The sequence below is a fragment of the Streptomyces sp. NPDC058664 genome (genome assembly GCF_042716635.1).
Lineage (GTDB): Bacteria > Actinomycetota > Actinomycetes > Streptomycetales > Streptomycetaceae > Streptomyces.
In genome coordinates this window covers 15,451-39,127 of record NZ_JBHXRW010000067.1, presented here as the reverse complement: position 1 = coordinate 39,127, position 23,677 = coordinate 15,451, and the positions used below count along the sequence as shown (strand labels likewise).

At 75.8% G+C, this 23,677-nt stretch carries 9 protein-coding genes; 5 read left to right on the top strand and 4 right to left on the bottom strand.

The features are described from left to right. Positions 1 to 539: 539 nt before the first annotated feature. The 3 genes from ACFWUY_RS35150 to ACFWUY_RS35140 all read left to right on the top strand — a co-directional run bounded on the left by ACFWUY_RS35150 (position 540) and on the right by ACFWUY_RS35140 (position 6,690). Positions 540 to 2,519: a calcium-binding protein gene (locus ACFWUY_RS35150; RefSeq protein ID WP_384119433.1), complete on the top strand. Its 1,980-nt coding sequence runs from the start codon at positions 540 to 542 to the stop codon at positions 2,517 to 2,519. A 240-nt stretch (positions 2,520 to 2,759) separates the two neighbouring features. Next, positions 2,760 to 3,635 (top strand): alpha/beta hydrolase family protein, encoded by an 876-nt coding sequence (locus ACFWUY_RS35145; protein WP_384119431.1) that lies wholly within the window; start codon positions 2,760 to 2,762, stop codon positions 3,633 to 3,635. 154 nt (positions 3,636 to 3,789) lie between these two features. Beyond that, positions 3,790 to 6,690: a LuxR C-terminal-related transcriptional regulator gene (locus ACFWUY_RS35140; RefSeq protein ID WP_384119429.1), complete on the top strand. Its 2,901-nt coding sequence runs from the start codon at positions 3,790 to 3,792 to the stop codon at positions 6,688 to 6,690. A gap of 99 nt (positions 6,691 to 6,789) precedes the next feature. Here ACFWUY_RS35140 and ACFWUY_RS35135 read toward each other — a convergent pair whose 3' ends face one another. Beyond that, positions 6,790 to 7,584, bottom strand: coding sequence for a YqjF family protein (locus ACFWUY_RS35135; RefSeq protein ID WP_384119427.1), 795 nt, complete (start codon positions 7,582 to 7,584; stop codon positions 6,790 to 6,792). A 136-nt stretch (positions 7,585 to 7,720) separates the two neighbouring features. After that, complete coding sequence (locus ACFWUY_RS35130) at positions 7,721 to 8,920, bottom strand: S8 family serine peptidase (protein WP_384119425.1); 1,200 nt, start codon at positions 8,918 to 8,920, stop codon at positions 7,721 to 7,723. Positions 8,921 to 9,235: 315 nt separating this feature from the next. Here ACFWUY_RS35130 and ACFWUY_RS35125 point away from each other — a divergent pair, with 315 nt between their 5' ends. Further along, positions 9,236 to 9,748 (top strand): DinB family protein, encoded by a 513-nt coding sequence (locus ACFWUY_RS35125; protein WP_384119435.1) that lies wholly within the window; start codon positions 9,236 to 9,238, stop codon positions 9,746 to 9,748. Between the two features lie 88 nt (positions 9,749 to 9,836). Here the strand turns inward: ACFWUY_RS35125 and ACFWUY_RS35120 are convergent, their stop codons facing one another. Then, complete coding sequence (locus tag ACFWUY_RS35120; protein WP_384119423.1) at positions 9,837 to 22,568, bottom strand: amino acid adenylation domain-containing protein; 12,732 nt, start codon at positions 22,566 to 22,568, stop codon at positions 9,837 to 9,839. 207 nt (positions 22,569 to 22,775) lie between these two features. Next, positions 22,776 to 23,324 carry a flavoprotein gene (locus ACFWUY_RS35115; RefSeq protein ID WP_384119421.1) on the bottom strand — a complete coding sequence of 183 codons (549 nt, stop codon included), beginning with the start codon at positions 23,322 to 23,324 and terminating at the stop codon, positions 22,776 to 22,778. Positions 23,325 to 23,449: 125 nt separating this feature from the next. On the opposite strand from ACFWUY_RS35115, the gene ACFWUY_RS35110 reads away from it, so the two are divergent. Next, positions 23,450 to 23,677, top strand: a complete 228-nt coding sequence (locus ACFWUY_RS35110; RefSeq protein ID WP_384119419.1) for a hypothetical protein — start codon at positions 23,450 to 23,452, stop codon at positions 23,675 to 23,677.

Below are 23,677 nucleotides of genomic sequence, written 5' to 3'. Positions count from 1 at the left end.
TCCGGCGCGGCCCGCGCGGGGGGGGGGGGCGCGGGGGGGGCGCGGGGGGGGGGCGGGGGGGGGGGCGCCGCCCCCCCCCCCCCCCCCCGGCCCCCCCCCCCCCCCCCCCCACGTCCGCCGAGCCGGCCCGCCGCGGGAAGGAGCGACCGGAGCCCGCATGTCCCCCGAGGACTGCGAGAAAGGGTGACCGGAGCCCGCACGGCCCCCGAGAGCCGCGGGGAGTGAGTCCGGTCCCGGGGCCCGGCCGTCACGTACGGCAGCCGCGGTACGCCGCCGGCCGCGCACGGGGATCACTTCGAGCCGCCGCGCCCCGACCGGACGGGCCGGCAGGGGAGCGCGCCCCGCGCGCTCCCTCGCGGGAGTGGTTCCCGGGGTCCGGTGGGCGTAGTCCGGCACGGCCCCGGCGAGCGCGGCCCGGCTTCGGTACGAAGCTGTGCGCTGCTCCCCGTACACCCCCTCAGACGGAGGTTCGGCCACCCATGACCCACGTACACCCGAGACCGGCGGAACGGCGTCGGAGGCCCGGCGGGAGGGCCGGGGTGCCGGCCGCGCTCGGCATGGCGCTCGTCCTCGCGCTTCCCGGCACCGCGCTGGCCGCCCCGGGCGATCTGGACCCGACCTTCGGCCCCGACGGCCGGGTGACGACCCCCATCACCGGCTACGCGGAAGGCCACGACATCGCGCGGCAGGCCGACGGCAAGCTGGTCGTGGTCGGGGTGAGCGAGGCCGGCTTCGCGCTCGCCCGGTACGACACCAGCGGCGCCCTCGACCCCGGCTTCGGCGGGGACGGCACGGTGACCAGCGACTTCGGCGGCGGGGGAGGCACGGCCAACGCCGTCGCGATCCAGCCGTCGGACGGGAAGATCGTCGTGGCCGGCACCACCGCGGTCTTCGACGAGGAGGGCGGCGGCTGCTGCTTCTTCTCCGTGGCCCGCTACAACACCGACGGCAGCCTCGACACGACCTTCGGCGACGGCGGCCTGGTGCGCGTCGACGAGTTCGGCGGTTCCGCGGACGGTGCCGACGTGGCCGTGCAGCCCGACGGCAGGATCGTCGCCGTGGGCAAGCCCGGTGGCGGCGGTTTCGCGCTGGTCCGTCTCGGCACCGACGGGAGCCTCGACCCGAGCCTCGGCGGCGACGGAGCGGTGGTCGCGGGATTCACGTCCGCCTCCCCTCAGGACGGCGGCGGCATCGCCCGCGGCATGGCCCTTCAGCCGGACGGCAGGATCGTCGCCGTCGGCTATGTGGGGAACACCGCCTTCGACATCGGCGTGGCCCGCTACAACACCGACGGCACGCTCGACACCACCTTCAGCGGCGACGGCATGGTCACCGCGGACTTCGGCGGCACCGAGTTCGGCAACGCCGTGGCCGTGCAGCCCGACGGCAGGATCGTCGCCGCGGGGTCCGGCGGCGCCGGCTTCGCCGCCCTCCGCTACAACGCCGACGGCAGCCCCGACGCCGGCTTCGGCACCGGCGGGCGGACCTCGGTCAACGCCCCGGGCGACGGCGGCGTCGCGTACGCCATGGCGCTCCAGCAGAACGGCAAGATCGTGCTCGCCGGCCGGGCGGACGACCCGAACAGCTCCGAGGCCAACGACTTCGGCCTGACCCGCCTCCACACCAACGGGACGGTGGACACCGGCTTCGGCGGCGACGGCTTCGTGGTCACCGGCTTCAACGACTTCGACGAGGCCCGTGGCGTGCTCGTACAGCCGGACGGCAAGATCGTCGCGGCCGGGTACGGAGCGGGCTTCGCCTTCGCCCTCGCCCGCTACCAGGGCGGCGACGGCACGACCCCGCCCACCCCGAGCGCGGACCTGAGGACGACGAAGACCGGTACGACCACCGTGAGCATCGGCGACCGTGCCACCTACACGGTGACGGTCTCCAACGCCGCCACGTCCACCGCCATCGCGACCGGCGTCACCCTGTCGGACACGCTCTCCGGCGCCGGCGCGGCGCTCGTCTCGGCCGTCCCCTCCCAGGGCAGCTGTACGACCACGGCGACGGCCGCCACCTGCGCCCTCGGCTCCCTCGCCCCGGGCGCGAGCGCGACGGTCACGGTGACGGCGGAACCCCGGGCCACCGGCACGCTCACGAACACCGCCACCGTCAGCGGCACTCCCCAGGACCCGGTGGCCTCGAACAACACGGCCACCGCCACCACGTCGGTGAACAACGCCCGCGGCTGCACCGTCATCGGCACCGCCGGCGCGGACACCCTGAACGGCGGCTACGGCAACGACGTGATCTGCGGACTCGGCGGCAACGACACCGTCCGCGCGAGCTACGGCCACGACACGGTCCACGGCGGCTTCGGCAACGACAACATCGACGGCGGCTTCGGCGACGACACCCTCAACGGCGGTCCGGGCAGCGACACCCTGACCGGCTACTACGGCAACGACCGCCTCACCACCACCGACGGCACCGCCGGCAACGACACCGCCAACGGAGGCCCCGGCACCGACACCTGCACCACCGACCCCGGCGACATCCGCGTCAGCTGCCCCTGATCACTCCGAACACCCGCACCACCCCCTCACGGCGACCCGGGCCACCCGGCCCGGGTCGCCGTGACGTGTCGCGGGGGCCGTTCCCGTGCGCCCGGCGGCCGGTTCGGACGCGGAGACCGGTGGTTCTGCCGATGCCCGCGAGCCGTGCCGCGCCGACAGTGACCGGGCCAGTCCAGGACGCGCCGCCCGCCGGTTCCGCCGGAGAGCGGCCGTCACACGACACGAGAGGACGACTCCGTCGTGAAACGACACCTCGCCGCAGCCGCCACCGCCACCGCCGCCTGCGTCACCCTGCTCGCCGCCCCGGGCGCGGGCGCCGCCGGCACCGCGGCCAACCCCTACGAGCGGGGCCCCGCGCCCACCCAGTCGAGCATCGAGGCGCTGCGCGGCCCGTACGCCGTCTCCCAGACCAGCGTCTCCTCCCTCGCCGCCTCCGGCTTCGGAGGCGGCACCATCTACTACCCGACGTCCACGAGCGACGGGACGTTCGGCGCGGTGGTGATCTCACCGGGCTTCACCGCCTACGAGTCCTCGATCGCCTGGCTCGGGCCGCGCCTGGCCTCGCAGGGCTTCGTGGTCTTCACCATCGACACCCTCACCACCCTCGACCAGCCGGACAGCCGCGGACGCCAGCTCCTGGCCGCGCTCGACCACCTGACCCAGCGCAGCTCCGTGCGGGGCAGGATCGACGCGTCCCGCCTCGGCGTCATGGGCCACTCCATGGGCGGCGGAGGAACCCTCGAGGCGGCCAAGAGCCGGCCCTCGCTGCAGGCCGCGATCCCCCTGACCGGGTGGAACACGGACAAGACCTGGCCCGAGATCAGCACACCCACCCTGGTCATCGGCGCGGACGGCGACACCGTCGCCCCCGTCGCCAGCCACTCGGAGCCCTTCTACCAGAGCCTGCCCAGCTCGCTCGACAAGGCGTACCTGGAGTTGAACGGCGCCACGCACTTCACCCCGAACACCTCCGACACGACCATCGCGAAGTACAGCATCTCCTGGCTCAAGCGCTTCATCGACGACGACACCCGCTACGAGCAGTTCCTCTGCCCGCTGCCGCGGCCCAGTCTGACGATCGAGGAGTACCGGGGCACCTGCCCGCACGGGTCCTGACGACCGGCGTCGGGGCGTTCGGCGGCGGGGCCCGGCTCCCGCCTCCGGGCGCCCTGTGCGCCGTCACAGGACACGGCCCCCGGGTCTGGGCCCCTGCCCACGGCCGCACACGGAAGCCTTCCGTGGATACCTACGGGTCGGTAACGTAACTGTCGTGAGCGGAGCGACACATACCGCCGCCCCCGGCCCGCGGCTGTACGACCGTACGACCGAACTCGCCGCGGTGGCCCGGCTCTCGGCGGGCGCGGGCATCGGAACGGGCGGCGTCCTGTTCGTCACCGGCGACCCCGGCGAGGGGCGCACCGCGCTCCTCGCGCGGGCGGCCCACGACTTCCCCGGCATCGCCCACCGGGTCGCCGCGCCCCCGCACCGCAGCCCGTGGAGCGGGGTCCGGGCCCTGTGCACCGCCCTCGCGCCCCACCCGTCCGCCGGGCGCCGGGCGCTACGGCTCGCGCGGGGCGAGGACGGTATCGCCGCGGCCCTCGACGGCCTGACGGGCGGCCGCCCGGTACTGATCTGCCTGGACGACCTGCACCTGTGGGACGCCCATTCGCGCGCCGCGCTCACCACGGCCTGGCGGGAACACGGAAGCCGGTCGGGCGGCACGGCGTGGCTCGTGTCGGCGGCCCGTCACCACCGGCTCCCCGAGGTGCCGGAGACGGAGACCGTACGACTGGGGCGGCTCACCCGGGCCGGGGCGCGGGCCCTCCTTGCCGACGTCTGCGCCGTGCCACCGCCGGACCGTGTGGTGGAACGGCTGCTCGACGAGGCGGCCGGGCATCCCGGGGTCCTGGTCTCGGCCGCACGGCGGCTCGCGTCCGCTCCCGTGGCGGTGCCCCCGTCGTGGCCCCTCGTCGACGGCGCCGTCCTCGCCGAGGTGTACGGCGGCCTCGTGGACAGCCTCCCGGCGGACTCCCGCCGCCTGCTCGCGGTGGTGGCCCTGACCGGCCGCACCGAGGCCGGCGACCCGCCCCCGGCACCCCGCCCCGGGCCACGCCACGCACACGAGCCGCTCCGGGCGGCCGAGCCCCAACGGCCCCCGGCGCACGAGCCGGTGCGGACACCGGGTTCCCAACCGCCCTCGCTGCTCGAGCCGTTCGGTGCGGGCGGCCCCCAACCACCTCCGGCGCACGAGCCGGTGCAGACGGACGATCCCCAACCGACCCCGCCACACGAGCCGTTCCGCGTGGACGAATCCGATCCGTTCCAGGCGTACGAGGTGAGCCTCGGCGCCGTGCTCGCCACCGCGCGGGCGACCCGTACCTCCGTCGAGCCGCTGGACGGCCTGATCACCGACGGGCTGCTGCGCCGCCGGGGCGACTCGCTGCGCTTCGACGACCCGTTCCTCGGCCGGGCGGCGCTCGCCGCCGCGCCCGCCTCCCGGGGCGGCGGCCACCCGGGCACCGGCGAGGCCCCCGCACCCACCGGGACCGCCCCCGGCCGGACCGTCGTACCGGCGGACCCGACGCTCGTGCGCGGCGAGGGGCACCGCGCCGACCGGCTCGGCCCGCCCGCCGCCGTACGCGCCCTCGCTCCCGTGGTCCGCGGCCGCTCCCAGCTCGTCCGCGGTCTCGCGGCGCTCGCGGGCGGCCCGGTCATGGACGCCCACGAGGCGCTGCTGCAGGCGGCGGAACTGCTGGGGGACCGGGCGCCGGCGGAGGCGGCGGACGCCCGGTTCCTCGCGATGGAGGCGGCCTGGGCGGGCGGCGACGTCTCCGCGTGCCTGGCCGCCCTCGACCTCGGCAAGGCGGCCCGGGGCACGGAGCGCGACTTCGTCGAGGGACTGCGCGCCGCTCTCGACGTACGGCTCGACCAGGCCCGTTCCGCCCTTGCGCGGGTGGTCGCGCGGGACGGCGCGGAGGACGACCCGCGGCTGCTGCTGCGGGCCGGGTCGGCCGCGCTCGTGATCGGCGACACCGCGGCGGCGTCCCGGGTCCACGCCCGTGCGCTCGCCCGCGCCCGGGCGGAGCACCGTACCGCCCTGGTGCCGAGGGCCCTGGAGCACCTCGCCTACGCCGAGCTCCGGGCCGGCCGGTACAGCAGGGCCGCGCGCACCGCGCACGAGGGACTGCGGGCGGCCGAGCAGACCGGCCAGCGCAACGTCGCCGCCCACCAGCACGCCGTCCTGGCCCTGGTGGCCTCGGTGGCGGGCGACGGGAACACCGTGACGGAACACGCCGGACGGGCCCTCGACACGGCGCGTCCCCACGGCCTCGTCCAGGCCGCGACGCTCGCCGAGTGGGCGCTGGCCCGGGCCGAGTTCGGACGCGGTCTCGCCGCCCAGGCGACCGCGCGGCTGCTGCCGCTCGTCCGGCCCGGCCCGCGGAGCGGTCACTTCGCGCTGCGGATGCTGGTGGTGCCCTGCTTCGTGGAAGCGGCCGTCGTGTCCGGGCGCCGCGCCGAGGCGCGGGTGGCGGCCGACGAGTACGCCGTCTGGGCCGCTCAGGGCGTCGACGGCGCGGCACCGGCCCAACTGGCCCGCTGCCGGGCGCTGCTCGCGCGGGGCGAGGAGCCGGCGTACTGGTTCGGCGAGGCCGTCCGCCGCCACGACAGCTGCGGCAACGACTTCGAGCGCGCCCGTACCCTCCTCGCCTACGGCACGTGGCTGCGCCGTCGCCGCCGGCCCGGCGACGCGCGCGGTCCGCTGAGTGACGCCCTGGTCACCTTCGAACGGGCCGCGGCGGAGGGTTGGGCCGAGCACGCCCGTTCCGAACTGCGCGCCACCGGCGGTGCCTCGGACACGGTCACGGACCCGGCGGCGCTCGGGCGGCTGACCCCTCAGCAGCAGCGGATCGCCCGCCTCGTCGCCGGGGGCGCCACCAACCGGGAGGTCGCCGACCGCCTGAGCCTGAGTCCCCGGACCGTGGACCACCACCTCCGGAGCGTCTTCGCCAGGCTGGGCATCCGCTCCCGGGTGGAGCTGCCCGCCGTGGTCGGGCGGTGGGACACCCACCCGGAAGCACACGGAGGGGAGGCGTCCGGCGTCTCCTGGCCCCGGCTCTCGCCGGCACCGTACCGTGCCCGCTCGCTCGGCCCCTCACCCGATCCGTGCTGAGAGCGGGGCCGCGCCGGCCGGGACGTGTCGGTCGGGTGGCGTGCCGGCCGGGGCGCATCGACCAGGGGCGCATCGGTCGGGCCGCGTACGGGCCGGGGCTCAGCCTTCGCCGTCCCGGGGGCGTGGGACGGACGCCGGGCGCGGCCGACGCGGCGGGCCGCCGAAGCGGACCGGAACGCCCGGCGAGTAGAGCACGCTCACGGGCGCCCCGAGAGGCCGGCCGAGACCGGCCGCGGCGAGCAGCGTCTCGTCGCAGTCGAGGAGCCTGGCGCGGTGCAGTGGCCAGCGCGGGTGGGTGTTCGGGAGGTAGAGCTGTCTTCCCAGGAAGGAACTGTGCATGCCCCAGCGGGCGGTCAGGAAGTGTTCGAGCGCGGTGGGCTCCTCGACCCGCTCGCCGATGTCGACGCTGATCGCGCTGCGAGCGCCGCGGGGCCCGGGCCACCGCCTGCTGCTGGAGTACGTCACGGTGGAGCCGTCGTTGCGGACGCTCATCCTCGACCAGACGTAGGGGAGCCGGAACGCCCACCGGCCGACGGCCACGGGGACCAGGCGGGACGCGTCGAGGGAGCGGAAGACGACACCGCGACGCCCGTGGCCGTCCACCGAGTAGAGCCGGACGTTGGTCTCGGGGAAGGTGCCGAGATAGGGCAGTCCGGGAAGGCGGAACCAGCCGACCCGGTGCATCCGGAAGGCGACGAGGCCGACGTAGGTGACCCCGTCGAAGGTGTCGGGCACGGTGCCGGCGGGCAGCAGCGGGGCCACGTCGGCCGGGTCCGCGGCCCAGTGCAGGAACGCGAGGTCGAGCCAGGACTGCGTGAGCAGGGTGCGGTCCGTGCGGTCCGGCGGGTCGGCCGATATGGGTTCCGGCTCCGGGGCGTACGGCGTCTGCGGCATCGCAGCATTATCCGGTACGGAAGAAGGTGGCCCTCCGTGGTGCGGAGGGCCACCTTCCGGCCTGCTCACCGGCGTGCGGCCGTCACGCCGGTCGGTGGTGCGGGCCCCGGTGGGGCCGGTGGTGCGGGGGGTGTGACTACGGGGCCACCTTCAGCAGCTTGTTCGCGGTGCCGGAGGTGGGGTTCTTGATGGCGTCCGCGGTGGCCGCCCCCGTCAGCGCGGCGGCGGTGTCGGCGGGCGTCGCCGACGGGTTGGCCGCCAGGTACAGGACGGCGGCGCCCGCCACGTGCGGAGCGGCCATCGACGTGCCGGAGATCGTCTTGGTGCCGGTGTCGCTGTCGTTCCAGGCCGAGGTGATGTCCGAGCCGGGGGCGTACAGGTCGATCACGGCGCCGAAGTTCGAGAAATCCGACTGCTCGTCGTCCTTGGTGCTGGACGCCACGGTGAGCGCCTCGGGGACCCGGGACGGCGAGCCCTGCCCGGCGTCGGAGGACTCGTTGCCGGCCGCCACCGTGAAGGTCACACCCGACTCGACGGCCCGCTTGACCGCCGCGTCCAGGGCCTCGTCGGCGCCGCCGCCGAGGCTCATGTTCGCGACCGAGGGCCCGGAGTGGTTCCGAGTCACCCAGTCGATGCCGGCCACGACCTGTTCGGTGGTGCCGGAGCCGTTGTCGTCCAGGACGCGGACGGCGACGACCTTGGACTTCTTGGCGACACCGTGGGAGGCGCCGGCGATGGTGCCCGCGACATGGGTGCCGTGGCCGTTGCCGTCGTCGGCGGTGTCGTCGTTGTCCACGGCGTCGAAGCCGTGGCTCGCCCGGCCACCGAAGTCCTGGTGGGAGATCCGTACGCCGGTGTCGATGACGTAGGCGGTCACGCCCTCGCCCCCGTTGTCGGGATACGTGTACTTCTCGTCGCCCGCCGTGTCGGCCTGGTCGATCCGGTCCAGGCCCCAGGACGGGGGCTTCTCCTGAGTCTCCTTGATGCTGAACCGCTTGTTCTGGACGACCGTCCCGACGGCGGGGTCGGCGGCGAGCCGCTTGGCCTCCTCGACACTGAGGCCGGACGCGGAGAAGCCGTTGACCTCGGAGCCGTAGGAGCGCACCAGCGTGCCGCCGTACTTCTTCGCGAGGTCCGCCTTGTTCGCGGATGCGTCGAGGATGACGACGAAGCTGCCGGCGACGGCGCCCGGGGCGCCGAGGCCGTGCACGGTCCCTTCGGCCGGGGCGGCCGCTCCGGCGATGTTGCTCGCGAACAGCGCCGCGGCGGCCGTGCCTGCCACGCCGGTGGCTATGGCCGCGCTGCGAAGGCCGTGGGATCGCTTGTGAGTTGCCATGAAAGGGGATCTCTCCTCGTGTTGACGTGTGGGGCGTCAAACGTTCGAGAGAACCCTGTGCGGGTTGGCAGGAGCAAATCAAGAGCGAACCCGGGGTACGGGCTTATTCAACAAGCTTTCTTATTGATCTCTCCGCATCGTCTCCACGGCGCACACGCGTTCTGGCGAACTCCCCCCTGGAACGATCACGTTCGCGGGTGGGCGGCGGAGCCGGATAATCACTTGTGCGCCGGGCCGCCTTTCCGCATCCTCGACACCGTGAACAGAGCGAGCGACGCGCCCGAGCGGTGGAGCCAGGCCAACGTCTACCCCGACATGTGGGCCGACCCCGACAAGGACCCCCGCCACGGCGAAGGACCCGGCCCCGAGGGCGAACTCGCGACCCTCCAGGACTTCCTGGGCGGCTATCGACTGACCCTGCGCATGAAGTGCGAGGGGCTGGACCCGGAGCAGTTGGCCCGCCGGTCGGTGCCGCCGTCGACCATGTCCCTGCTCGGTCTCGTCCGCCACCTCGCCGAGGTGGAGCGGGACTGGCGCAACTGGATCCTGCCGGAAGACCCGGAACCGAAGCTGTACGGAGACGCCGACGGCGACTTCGAGGGTGCCGTCGCCGAACAGGCGGTCGTCGACGGCGCGTTCGCCGATCTCGCGCGCGAACAGGCGGCGACCGACGAGGCGCTGACCGCGTGCCAGGACCTGGGCGCGCGGGTGATCCAGGACGGCACCGCGGTCCGGGAACTGTGGGTCCACCGGATCGAGGAGTACGCCCGCCACTGCGGACACGCCGACCTGCTGCGCGAATGCGTCGACGGCCGGGTGGGGCAGTAGCGGACGACGTCGCGACGGGGCACCGGGGTCGCGGGAGGGCGGCGATCCGTCCCCTCCCGCGACCCCGGCGCAGGTCCGCGCCGCCGCCCTACACGACGGCCGGGTCGCCCCCCTCCGCGTCGCCGACGGCACGCCCCGGCAGGCCGGTGCCGGCGGTATGCCCCGGCAGGCCGGTGCCGGCGGTATGCCCCGGCAGGCCCGCTCCGGCGCTACGACCCGGCAGGCTCTCGCCGACGTCATGACCCAGCAGGTGCAGCGGGCCCGCCTCGACGCCCGCCGCCTCCATGACCCGCCAGTGGGCCAGCGCGAGCCGGCCGTCCACCAGGCCGTGCACCAGCGGGAGTTCGGGGCGGGAGGCGTGGAGCAGTGACTCCAGCCGGCACGAGGCGATCGTGCCGGGAAGCCACGACCTCGCCGCGTACCCCGCCGCCGCGGCGGGCGGAAGCCCCGGAGCCGTCCGGCGCTCCACGGGGCCGACCGACAGCAGGCCCCCGCCGACGATCAGGACGTCACCCCGCTCCCGCATCCTCGCCAGGGCCCTCGTGGTGTCGAAGCAGTGCGGGAACGAGTCGTCGACGACGATCGCGCCCGGCCGGAGCCGCGCCACGTCGAGCACCGCACCGCCCCCGCTGACCGCCGTGACCAGCAGACCCGCCTCGTACACGGCGGCCGGCAGCACCGGTCCGGACTCGTGGACCTCGACGTTCCGGGCCATACCGCGGGCGACCAGGTCGTCGGCGAGGCGCCGCAGCCGTGGCCCGCTGCCCGCGACATCGCACAGGAGCAGCCGTGCGGGCGGCTCGGCGGCGAGCGTCAGCAGCAGTTCCAGGGACGAGCCGCCGATGGAGCCCAGGCCGGCCACGGCGACGACGAGGTCCCCGAGCTCACGGTCCGTCCGCGCGAGCGCGGAGTGGACGGTCCTGACCACGGACACCGCCGTCGCCGCGTGCCCGGTGGTGAGGGCGGCCGGGGCGTCCGTCTCGCGCAGGACGCCGAAGCCGTACGCGGTGAGGGACGGGATCATGCCCGCCAGGGAGACGCACCGGGCGCCCAGCGAGGACGCGTACTCGACGGCCCGGGCCGTGCGGACGGCCAGGTCGGGCGTGGACGCGAGCTCGTCGGCGAACAGCGGGAGGCACACGAATCCGGACCGCCCGAGGGAGGTGCCGATCTCCTCCACGAGCCGGGGGCGCCCGCCGGGGAAGAGCAGCCGCCGGAGCTGTTCACGCGACGCTGCCTCGGCGCCGGGGCCGCCGAGCGCGGCGAGTTGACCCGGCGGGGGGAGGTAGCCGACGAGCGCGGAGTCCAGTACGCCGAAGGCGGACGACGGTTCGGCGGCGGCCTCCGCCACGGCCCGAGGCCGAGACCGAGGCTGAACCTCAGGACCAGCCTGAGCCTGAAGGTGAGGCTGAGGGTTCGGCTTCTGCGCCGGTACCCGTACCTGTCCCGGTCCGGCCCCGGCGGCGGCCCCGCTCATCCCGCCCCGCAGGGCCTCGGTGAACGCGGCGAAGTCGCCCTCGTCGGGGAAGGCGGCGGTGGAGGCGCGCAGGGTCACCCGCAGTCCACCCGCCCCGGCCGGCCGCACCGCCAGGAACGTGTCCGTACCCACCGGGGGCGGTGCGAGGACGGCGTCGGCGTCGTCCCACCGCAGGCTGAGCGTGTCGCCGCTCAGCGGACCGAGGGACGAGAAGTCCAGGAACGTGAAGAAGAACTGGGCGGCCGGCGGCAGCCCGCCGTCCCCCCGCGGGACCGGGACTCCTCGCGTACGGGCCGCCTCGACCTCGTCCACGACCGCCCGCAGGTCCTCGGCGAACGTACGACCCGCCCTTCCCGCGCCGGGCGGCGGCCCCGGCCGCAGCGGTACGGCGGCGGCGTAGGGACCGAACACCCGGTGGGCGTCGGGATGCGCGTCGTCGCGGCCGGACACGGCCAGACCGAGGACCAGGTCGTCCTGTCCGGTCGTGGCGGCCAGCGTCCGGTAGTACGCGGTGAGGACCGGCGCGAAGAGCGTCGTACCCGCCCCGGTGGCGATCCGGCGGAGGGCGGCGACCTGGTCCGCGTCGAGGGTGAACCCGGTGGAACGGTACGGCGGTGCCGGTGGGGCCTGGCCGGACGACCCCGTCCGGGCGCGATCCCCGAGGACAGGGCGCCGATAGGGCTCGTCGGGCCGGGACCCACCGCCGGTGGCGCCGGACGCCACGCGTTCCAGAAGGGTCACGTGGTCGCGGAAGGTGCCGCGCGGCGGCGGGAGTTCGGCCGGTTCACCCCGTACGACACGGTCGTAGACGGAGAGCAGCTCCCGGGCGAGCAGCGCCACGCTGTAGCCGTCGCCGATCAGGTGGTGCGCGTGCACGACGAGCGCGTGCTCGGCGGGCCCCAGGGTGAGCAGCCGCAGGCGCAGCAGAGGCCATGCCCAGGGTTCGAAGCGGCGCTGTCGTTCCTCGGCGATCCGCGACGCGAGGAGGCCGGGTCCGGCGAGGGTCTCGAACTCCACGGGGAGCCGCAGGGAGGGGGGAAGCTCCTGCTGGACCGGTGGGCGGGCGCCGGCGGGGAACACCGTCCGCAGCATCGGGTGCCGTACCACGCACGCGTCGACGGCCCGCTGGAACACCTCGGGCCGCAGGGGCCCGTCGATCCGCAGACACGCCAGCCACGCCGTGTCCGAGCCGGGTGCCATGGCCTCGGCGAGGAGGAACCCGCGCTGCGAGGGGGTGAGCGGGAACGGCGACGGCGCGGGGCCGTGGACGTCCGTGTCCTCCCGGGGAGTCCGGCCGGCGGTGCCGGCGGTCTCCCCGTCCGCCGGGGTGCGGTCGATGGCGGCGGCGAGAGCGGCCAGGGTGCGGTGGGCGTACACGACCGTCGGCCTGGGCAGGGACCGGATCTCCTCCCGCAACCGCGCGAACACCTGGAGGACCAGCAAGGAGTCCCCGCCCAGCTCGAAGAAGTCGTCCTCGCGCCGGATCTCCTCCCGGTCGAGGAGCTCGGACCAGACACGGGCCAACAGGACTTCGGTCGGTGTCGAGGGCGGTGTCGAGGGCGGTGTCGAAGGCGGTGCCGAGAGCGGTGACGAGGGCGGTGTCGAGGGTGGTGTCCCCGACGGCTCGCCGGCCGCCGGCCCCTCGGAGCAGGTGGCCGGCGCGGCCCCTGGCGCCCCCAGCCGCGCGCGGTCGATCTTCCCGGTACCCGTCAGGGGAAGGCCGTCCACGACACGGAACCGGGCCGGGAGCATGTACTCCGGCAGGGTCCGGGCCAGATGGGCGCGCAGAGCCGTGGCATCCGGGACCGGGACCCCCGGCCGGCGCTCGACGAAGGCGCCCAGCCGCTCGTCACGGAGGACCACGGCCGCGCGGGCGACCGCCGGATGCGTCAGGAGCACCGACTCGACCTCGCCCGGTTCCACCCGGTGCCCCCGGACCTTCACCTGGTCGTCCAGCCGTCCGAGGAACTCCAGGACACCGTTCCCGTCGCACCGGACGCGGTCACCGCTGCGGTACCAGCGGCGCCCGCCGCGCTCGACGAACGCGGCGGACGTCAGCTCGGGTTCGTCCAGATAGCCGGGAGTGAGACCCACTCCCGAGATGAGCAGCTCACCGGGCTCACCCGGTGCGCAGCGCCGCCCGTCCGCCGCCACCACGTCGACCTCCGTACCCGTGAGGGGCGTGCCGATGGGCAGGACGCGCACGTCGTCGGCGGGTCGGCCGTCGACGACGTGGCACGTGGCGTTGATCGTGGCCTCGGTGGGCCCGTACAGATTCGCGATCCGCTGTCCGGGGCCGAACAGGTCGTACCAGCGGCGCACATGGGCGGGCGGAAGCGCCTCGCCGCCGACGTGGATCCACCGCAGGGCCGACAGGTCCGGCGGCGGACCGCCGTCCCGCACCCGGGCCTCGGCGGCTTCGAGGAGCCGGGACCACAGGCTGGGGACGGAGCTCCACACCGATATCCGGGCCTCCTCGACCCGGTCGAGGAGCGCCTCGGGGTCCCGGAGCAGCTCCCGGGGCAGGGTGACCACCGTGGCCCCGACGAGGAGCGGCGCGAGGAGCTGGCGTACCGACGCGTCGAAACAGACCGACGCCGTCTGCGCGAGACGGTCGTCCGCGCGGTACGCGAAGGTGGCCAGCGCCCAGTCCAGGTAGTTGGTCATCGCACGACGGGTGATCGGCACCGCCTTGGGGCGTCCGGTGGAGCCCGAGGTGAAGATCACGTACGCGAGCGCGTCGGGGCCGGGGTCCGGGAGCTCCGTACGGTCGGGCGACGGTTCGGGTGAAGCGCCGTCGACAGTACCGAGCGTGACAGGCGTGACGCCGGTGGCCGAGGCGAGTGCCGACGCCGAGGCGCGGGTCGCCGCATGACAGACGAGGACGCGGGCACGGGACCGCTCCAACTGGTCGGCCAGGCGCGCGGGAGGATGGTCGGCGTCCAGCGGGACCCAGCCCGCGCCGGCCCGCAGGATGCCGACCACGCCCGCCACGGTGTCGGCGCCCGGAGCGGTCAGGAGCCCCACCAGGTCACCCGGGGCGACGCCGTGGGCGCGCAGGCGTACGGCGAGCGCGCCGGACGCCCGGTCCAGTTCGGCGTAGGTCATGACGCCCTCACCCGTGTCGACGGCCACGGCCCCGGGCGTCGCACGGAACCGGGCGCACAGCCGGGCGACGATGTCCGGACGGCCACCCGACGACTCGTCCGAAGGAACGGGGTCAGGGCCGGGGACGGGGTCGGGGACGGCGAGCCCGGCCGCCTCCGTGAGTTCGGCCAGGTGCTCGCGGGCCAGCCGGGCGACGGTGGTCCGCCGGAACAGCCGGGCCGGGAAGTTCCACGAGAAGGACAGCGCCCCGTCGGACTCCCAGCAGAGCAGACTCAGCCGGGTGGCGGCGGAGGCCGTTCCGGCCGAGGTCGGACGGACCTCCACCGGACAGTCCGGGTCGAGGGAGACCGGGAACCGCGCGAAGCTGAACGACGCGGGACCCGCCGTACGCGGTCCAGCCCCCTCCGCGGGCAGCAGCCGGGCGAGATCCGCGCTCGTGAGCCGGCCGTGACGTTCGCCCCCGGACCACGTGTCGCGCAGCCGTACCGCGAGCGTGTGCACCGAGTCGTCCGGGCCGACACGGACGGGGACCGGCAGGGTGTCGGCGAGCGGCCCCACCAGCCGGTCGACGCCCGGCAGCCGGGCCTCGCGGCGGGCCCGGGCCACGTTGACGGTCACGTCCTCCCGGCCACCGCCCCACCGGGACAGACAGCGCGCGTACGCCGCGAGCAGCAGGTGGAACAGCGACACGCCGTGTGCGGCGGCCGTTTCCCGCAGCGCGGCCGACAGAGCGGCCCCCGGGGTCACCTGGTGGGCGAGGAGCGGCGGTTCGGGGATCTCCAGCGGATCCCCGTCGTACGGCAGCGCGAGCGGCGCGCCCCTCCGGGCGAGTACGTCCCGCCAGTACGCCCGGTCTTCGGCGAGGACCGCCTCGGATCGCTCCGCCCGCTCGTGCGCGGCGTAGGCGGCGAAGTGCGTGGTGAGACGGGGGAGTTCGGGGGAGCGGCCGCGCGCGAGGGCCGTGTAGAGCGTCCACAGCTCCTCGCCGAGGACGTTCAGGCTGAAGCCGTCGGCGACGGCGTGGTGCACCACGAGGACGAGCCGGGCGGGCTCGGCCGGCCCGGTGCGGACGAGCACCGCACGGATCGGCGCCTCGGAGGTGAGGTCGAAAGGACGGTTGCACAGGGCTTCTTCGAGCCGCGCCCGTTCTCCCCCGGCCCCGGGGCCGCCGGGAAGCTCACGGACCTCGTACCAGTCGGGAACCGGCTCCCGACCGGACGGGACGGTGGCCTGGACGGGTACCGCCCCACCGGGGCGGATCCGTACGCGGAGCATCGCGTGCCGGTCGGCGAGCAGGCCGAGCGCCCGGCCGAGCAGATCGGGGTCGAGCGGGCCGCGGATGTCCTGCGTGACGTAGCCGTAGGCGGCGACGTCCGGGTACAGCCCGCCCAAGGTGTGGAAGGCGAGCTGGACGGGCGTCAGGGAGAAGGGCACGCCGTCGTCGGCCGTCGCCGTGGGCGGTGCGTCCGAGCCCGGGGCGGGGGAGGGGGCGGCGGCGTCGTCGGACTCGAGCTGGTGGGCGAGTTCCGCCAGCGTCCGGTGCTCGAAGAACAGCGTGATGGGCAGGGAGCGGTCCAGCTCCGTCTCCAGCCGCTTGACGAGATCGACGGCCATGAGCGAGTCCAGGCCGAGGCCGAGCAGCGGTACGTCGTCACCGAGGTCGTCCGGGGACACGTGGAGTGCCTCGGACAGCAGCCGCCGCAGGACGGCCGGCACCCGGCCGGGCTCCCCGGAGCGACGCGCACGGAGGCCGACGTCCGTCCCGGGGCGCGGCGCGGGTGCGGCGAGGGGAGGGTGGGCCGCCTCCGGGTCGATGGAGGGCCCGGCACCCGGGGAAGGTGGTGCGAGGGCGGCGGGGACGGGGGTACGACGCTGGGCGCGGCCCGACTCCAGGTCGGCCACCATCAGTTGGGCGGCGCCGGTGCCGCAGGCGGCGCGCAGCGCGTCGAGCGCCGCCCCGGTCTCCAGCGGCACGGGCCCGCGCACGGCACCGGCACCGAGGACGGCACCGGCACCGAGGGCGGACGGGCCGGACATGGCGCCGAGCCCCGCACTTCCGCCGAGCCCCGTCCCCGCGGCCAGCCCCGTGTCCGCGAACGCGGCGAAGTTCACGGCCAGCCACGGACGGCCCGCCGCGCGCTCGGCGGCGGCGAAGGAGTCGAGGTACGCGTTGGCGGCGGCGTAGTCGCCGATCGCCCCGGCCAGGCCCGGCAGTACGGAGGCGACCGAGGAGAACGCCACGCACACGGTCGGACGCAGGTCGTGGGCGAGCAGTCCCCGCGCGAGCAGTACCGCGCCCCGCGTCTTGGCGGCCAGGACCCCGGCCACCTCGTCGGGCGACTTGGCCCGCAGGGTGCCGGGGCGTACGACCCCGGCCGCGTGGATCAGCACGTCGAGGCGCGGCAGACCGGCGAGCAGCGCGTCGACATCGGCCTCGCGGGACACGTCGGCGACCCGGTACTCCACGGTGGCGCCGCACGCACGGAGTTCGGAGAGCAGCCCCGCGGGCGCCGCCGCCGAGCGGCCGGTCAGGACCAGGGTCGGCCGCCCGCGCCGGGCGAGGTCGCGGGCGAGCGCACCCCCGACCCCGCCGGATCCACCGGTGATCAGATACACCCCGTCGGAGGGCAGCGCCTCCCGTGAGACCGGCGCGTCGACGACCGGCTCGGTGGTCCGTCCAAGGCGCCGCCCCGCCCGCCAGGCGACAGCGGGCGCGGGCCGGAGCGTCCCCCCGTCACCGCCCGGCGGTCCGGACCGCGAAGGGAGCGCGAAGAGTTCGTGACCGAGCGCGTCGAGCCGGGCGGCGACCTCGTCCAGGGAGGACAGGTCGACACTGCGGGCCTCCACTCCGGGAAGTTCCTCGGGCAGAGCCAGGGTCAGTCCGGTCAGGACCGCCTGTACGGGGCGGGGGCGCTCCGGGCCGGAACCGGTGACGTGGACGTCCTCGGTGACGACGAGCACGCGCGGGCGGTGCGACGCGAGCCGGGGCAGCAGCCCCTGGAGCCGGGTCACCAGGGCGCGGTGGGCCGTGTCGAGCGCCGCCGCCGAGTGCGGCTCCGAGGCCGGACCGGCGAGCAGCACGGCGGTCCCGGGGGCGGGCGCGCCGTCGGGCAGCGGGTCCTCGGCCCGGTGGACGGTGACGCCCCGCTCGGTGAGCCGGTCCGTGAAGGCGCGCGCGAGCGGCGAGTCCGGGCCGGCGAGGAGGACGGAGCGCGGCCCGGGACCCACGGTCAGGGGGGCGTCGTCCCAGACGAACCGGTGCAGCAAGGGGCGGGACGGGGGAGCGGCGGCGGGCCAGTGGCGGCGCCGCTGGAAGGGATACGTCGGTACGGCGACCCGGGCCCGGCCGGCGTCCATCGCCGTACGGTCGAGCGGCACGCCCCGCTGCCAGAGCCGGCCCACGGTCCCGAGCAGCCCCCGGGCCCCGTCCTGGTTCCCCGCCGTGAGCGCGAGCGCCCGGGCTCCGCGCGGGTGCGCCGCCGCGACGGCGCGTACGGGGCCGCCGAGGGAGGAGGAGCCGAGCTCGACGAACGTGTCGTACCCCTCGGTCAGCAGGTGGTCGACGGCCGCGCCGAAGCGGACGGGCCGCCGCGCGTGGTCCCGCAGCCGCGCCGGGTCCGTGACGGGTTGCCACGCGGCCGTGACCGTGCTGATCAGAGGCGTCGAAGGCGGGCGGAACGTGAGGGCGCGGGCGGCGTCGGCGAGGGGTTCGAGGACCGGATCCATCAGGGGCGAGTGGAAGGCCCGGGACACGGCGAGGCGGCGCGCGGGGACCCCCCGGGCGGCCAGTGCGGCGACGGCGCTGTCGACGGCCGCCTCCGTCCCGGCGAGGACGACCTGGCCGGGTCCGTTGACCGCGGCCACGCACAGGGCGCCCCGGGCGTCGGAGACGAGGGCGGCCACGGTGTCCTCGTCTCCGCGCACGGCCGCCATGGCGCCGGGGGCGCACAGCTCCGCCATCAGACGGCCGCGCTCGGCGGCGAACCGTACGGCGTCGGCGAGCGTGAGCGTCCCGGCGACGCACGCGGCGGTGATCTCGCCGACGCTGTGCCCGGCGACCGCGTCCGGCGTGATCCCCCACGCGCGGAGCTGGCGGGCGAGCGCGACGCCGTACGCGACGAGGAGCGGTTGGGCGACCTCGGTCGCGGTGAGCGCGTCGTCCGGGACGTCGTGGTCGAGGCACCAGGCGGCGAGGCTGCGTCCGCCGATCGGTCCGGCGTGGCCGGACGCCTCGTCGAGCGCCTCCCGGAAGGCGGGCGCGTCCGCGTACAGGGCGCGGGCCTGATCGTGCGGCCGGACGCCCTGCCCGGGAAGGAGCAGCACCAGCCGCGCCCGCGACCGTACCGAGCCACCGACCGGCGCGTCCCCGACGGGGCGGGCGGCGAACCGGGCGGCACCGGGACGGCCGTCGGTCCGGTCGTCGCCGAGGCGGGCAGCTCCGAGCCGGTCGCCGCCGGTTCGGTCGGCACCGGGGCAGCCGGCATTGCCGCTGTCGCCATCGGGCCGGTCGGCATCGGTCCGGTCGTCGCCGGGACGGAGGGCGGTGAGCCGGGCGGCCAGATCGCCGTCGGCGACGACGGCGAGACGGTCGGGGCCTTCGTCGCGGGCCGCGGCGACGGAGGCGCAGACGTCGCCCTCGTCGAGACCCGGATGCTCGCGCAGATGGTCTGCCAGACCGGCCGCGGCGGCCCGCAGACCGTCCGCCCCGTGCGCCGACAGGGTGAGCAGCCGGGGACCGCGCGACGCCGTCGTCGGGCGCTCCTCGGGCCGGACGGGCGCCTCCTCCAGTACGGCGTGGGCGTTGGTGCCGCCGAAGCCGAACGCGTTGACTCCCGCGACCAGCGGACCGGGCACCTCCCAGGCCCGCTCCTCGTCGAGCAGGGCGAAACCGGAACCGGCCAGGGCCGGCGAGGGCGCGGGTCCCGACGGGTGCGCGGACGGCGGCAGCCGTCGCCGGCCGAGCGCGAGCACCACCTTCACCAGGCTCGGCATCCCCGCGGCGTTGAGCAGGTGACCGACGTTGGTCTTGACCGAGCCGAGCAGCCGGGGCCGCCCGTCGGACCGCGGGGGAAAGGCGTGCGCGAGCGAGCGGACCTCGACGGGGTCGCCGATCGGCGTCCCCGTGCCGTGGGCCTCGACGTAGGAGACGCTGTCGGGGTCGACGCCCGCGTCACGGTACGCCCGGGTGATGACCTCGCGCTGCGTCAGGGGATTGGGCGCCATCAGGCTCAGCGAGCGGCCGTCGTTGTTCACGGCGGTGCCACGGAGGATCGCGAGGACCGGATCGCCGGCCTTCTCCGCCTCGTCGAGACGGGTGAGGACGAGCGCCGCGCCGCCCTCGCCGGGGACGAAGCCGTCGGCCGCCGCGCCGAACGCGTGGCAGCGCCCGGTGGGGGAGAGCGCCTGCGCCTTCTCGAGCAGCGCGTACCCGGCGGGCGTCAGGTTGAGGTGGACACCGCCGACGACCGCGACGTCGCACTCGCCGGCCTGCAGGCTGCGGCGCGCCAGGTGCAACGCGACGAGCGCCGACGAACAGGCGGTGTCGACCGCGAGCGCGGGCCCGGTCAGGTCGAGGCAGTGCGCGACGCGGGCGGCGAGCATGTTGGGCAGGTTCCCGGTCAGGGCCAACGAGGGCAACCCCCGCTCGCCGTAGGCCTGTTCCAGGATCCGCCGGTAGCCGCTGTCACCGGCGGCGACGAACACGCCCACCCGGCGTCCCCGTCGGCGCGGACCCGCGTGACCGGCACGCTCCAGGGCCTCGTGCGCCAGCTCCAGGAGGATCCGCGCCTGGGGGTCGGTCGTCCGGGCCTCCTCCTCGCCGATGCCGAAGAGCTCCGCGTCGAATCCGGCCGGATCGTCGAGGAACGCGCCCCACCGGCCGTCGGCGTCCGAAGCGTCCGGCCACCGCCCGGCGGGTACGCCGGTGACGGCGTCGTGGCCTTCGGCGAGCCGGTCCCAGAACGCCTCGGGGGTGTCGGCCCCGGGAAAGCGACAGGCCAGGGCGGTCACGGCGACGACGGGCGCGGCGCCGGCCGGGGACCCGTCCGACGCGCCGCCGGCCCGGGCCCCGGCCGAGGGCGGGCGTTCCTCGAGGCCGTCGGAGGGGGCGGCGGTGAGAAGCATCCCGGCGAGCGAGGCCACCGTGGCGTGGTCCCGTATGTCGGACGGGCGCAGCGATACGCCGAACTCGTCCTCCAGGGAGGCCAGTACCTCCATGGCCTTGAGCGACGAACCCCCGAGCGCGCGGAAGTCGTCGTGCGCCCCGATGTCCTCGACCGGCAGCCCCAGGACCCGGGCCCACACGGCCTGGACGACGGCTTCGGCGTCGTCCAGGGACCGGGTCACGAGCCGCGGCGACGTCCTGTCCCCGTCCAGGGCCCTGCCGGTGTCCCCGTCCCCGTCCAGGGCCCTGCCTATGTCCCCGTCCCCGTCCACGGCCCTGCCCGTGTCCCCGCTTCCGTCGTCGCCGCGTTCCGCGCCGACCGACGCCGCCACCGGAGCCGTGCGGTCCCGCCCGACCCGGCCCGTACCCCGGCCGGGGCCTGCTCCGGCGTCGCCGCCCCGCCCGACGAGGGAACCCGTCGCCCCCCGCCCCTCGATCCCCGGATACTCCCCGCGTTCGAAGCGATCGCGCAGCACCCCGCGCCGCAGTTTTCCGCTGGTCGTGCGCGGGAACGCCCGCGCGGGCAGCGCCAGGACCCGTACGTCGTCGTGGCCCAGCGCCGCACGGACCCGCGCCCCGACCTCCCGCAGGAGGCCCACGGGCACGGCGGAACCCGGTGACCCGGGTGCCAGGAAGACCACCACGCGCTCGCCGCCGCCCGCCGGATCGGTGGAGCCCACGACGGCGACCGGGCACCGCCCGAGCCCCGGCGTGCCGGCGGCCACCTCCTCCAGGTCGGCGGCGTGGAACGTACGCCCGTCGACGAAGACGACGTCCTTGGACCGCCCGGTCACGCAGAGCCGCCCCTCGCGCAGGAAGCCGAGGTCACCGGTGCGCAGCCAGCCGTCGACGAACGTGTCCGCGGTCGTCTCCGGCGCCCGGTGGTAGCCACGGGCCACCTGCGGGCCCCGTACCTCGATCCGGCCGACCCGGCGCTCCCCGACGGGCCGGCCCGCTTCGTCGGTGATCCGTACGGCGCACCCGGGCACGGGACCGCCCACGTCCATCAGCTCCACCGCGTCGGGGCCGGGCACGGTGTCCACCGCCTGCCCACGGCCGAGCGCGGCCCGGTCGAGGGCGAGGGGGCGGGCCACTTCGCCGGGCGGCGGGAAGGTGACGGCCAGCGTGGCCTCGGCGAGGCCGTACACGGGCTGCGGCGCGTCCGCCGCGAGGCCCGTGGGCCGCATCCGCCGTACGAAGGCCCGCCACACGGCCGGCGAGATCGGTTCGGCACCCACCAGGATCATCCGGACACGGGTCAGGTCGAGGTGGGCGAGCGCCTGCTCCGGGACCCGCCGGTCGACGAGGGCCAGGGCGAAGTTGGCGGCCGAGAGCAGCGTCGCCCGGTGCCGCGCCGCCGCCTCCAGCCACCGCGCGGGCCGCTTGGCGAACGTCAGGGGTTCGAGCCGCACCTGCTTGATCCGTGCCGACAGCGGCACCAGGTGGGTGCCGATCAGCCCCATGTCGTGGAAGTACGGCATCCAGGTGGCGAGCACGTCGTCGGAGGTGATGCCCGCCGCGGCGCGGATCTGCCCCAGATTGGCGAGGACGCCCGCGTGGGTCAGTTCGACCCCCTTGGGCGCCCCCGTACTGCCGGAGGAGAACTGCAGGAACGCCACGTCGTCGGGTGCGCGCTCCGGCAGCCGCGGCGGAGCGGGGTGCTCCCGCAGCCCGTCGAGGGCGAGCGGCCGTACGGGGCCGGGCAGCGCGTCGAGCAGCGGCGCGGTGCTCGCGCCGACGGCGACGGGCGGCCGGCCGAGGAACTCCAGGACGGGCAGGATCCGGCGTACGTCCGGGGCGAGCGGCACCGGTACGAGACCGGCGGCGACCGCGCCCCAGAAGAGCGGCAGGAACTCGTCGCTCCGGTCGGCCGGAAGCAGCACGTGACTCCCCGGCGCGAGGCCGGAGTCGAGGAACCCTCCGGCGACGCGCAGCGCGTCGGCCAGCAACGCGCGGTGGGTGACGGTCCGTTCGCCGCCGTCCCCGCGTACATGGACGATTCCCTGCCCCGGCGCGTCTTCGGCCGCACCGGTCAGCACGTCCAGCAACACCGTCTCGCCGTTTCCCCGCATCGAACGCCCCCGTGGATCCACCGGGCGGCGGGCCCCTCGGCGTCCGTGCGAGAGCGACCGCCCCCGGTCCGGTCTGGTCTGCCGTCATGATGACTGATCTCCGTCCCGGGGCCGGGGCCGGGGCCGGGGATCCGAACGGCGCGGGATCCGGAACGGCGAGGGACCCCGGACGGTCCGGGGCTCCGGACGGCCCGGATCGCGGCGCCGTCAGGCGGAGACGCGGAGGACGTCCACCACGGCGTCCAGGGCGGCGCGCCACGGATACGTCGCCGGGTCGCCCTGACCGGGGTCGTGGGGCAGGAAGCCGCCCTCGCCGTACAGGACCCTGACGCCGGCCCCCCGCAGCGTCTCGACCGACCGCTCGAACTGCGGATGCGCGGCGTAGGCGGAGTTCACACACGGCATCACCGCCATCGGCGTTCCCTTTCCGATCCCCTCCGCGACCACCCCGACGAGCCACTTGTCGGTGATGCCGAGCGCCCACTGGTTCACCGTGTTGAAGGTGGCCGGCGCGACGACGATCGCGTCCGCCCGCGGCCATACGGCGGGCTCGCCGGGAAGCCGGTGGTCCCAGCGCACGGGATGGCCGGTGAGCGCGGCGAGCCCGTCGAGGGAGTGCGCGAGCCAGCGGGCCGCCGTCGGCGTGAGACCGAGGCAGACGTCCCAGCCGTCGGCCTGCGCCTCCTCGATGACCCGGGCGACGTCGAAGACGGGGGAGGCCGCGCTGCTGAACAGGTACAGGGTCCGAGAATCCATGCCCTTATCCGATCACAGGACGGAGTCCGCGCCCCGAGGGGAGCCGGGGGAACGGTGCGGGAGCGCCGTACCGCCGGACCGACCGCCCCCTGCCGCGTCCGGCCGCGGACCGCTACCGTGGGCGTATGGCACGGGAAATCAGGATCGAGATCAGCGACGAGGCGTACGCGGCGCTTGAGCGGGCCGCGGCCGAGAAGCACGTGCCCGCCGAGGACTACGCGGGCCGCGTGCTGGACGCCGACCTGACGCGCGCGCGGTTCGTCGAGGGCGCCCGCTCCTTCGTCGACCGGCACGGCCAGGCCTTCGCGGAGCGCTTCGGCCGCCCCACGAAGACCGGCGCCGGCGCCGCCTGA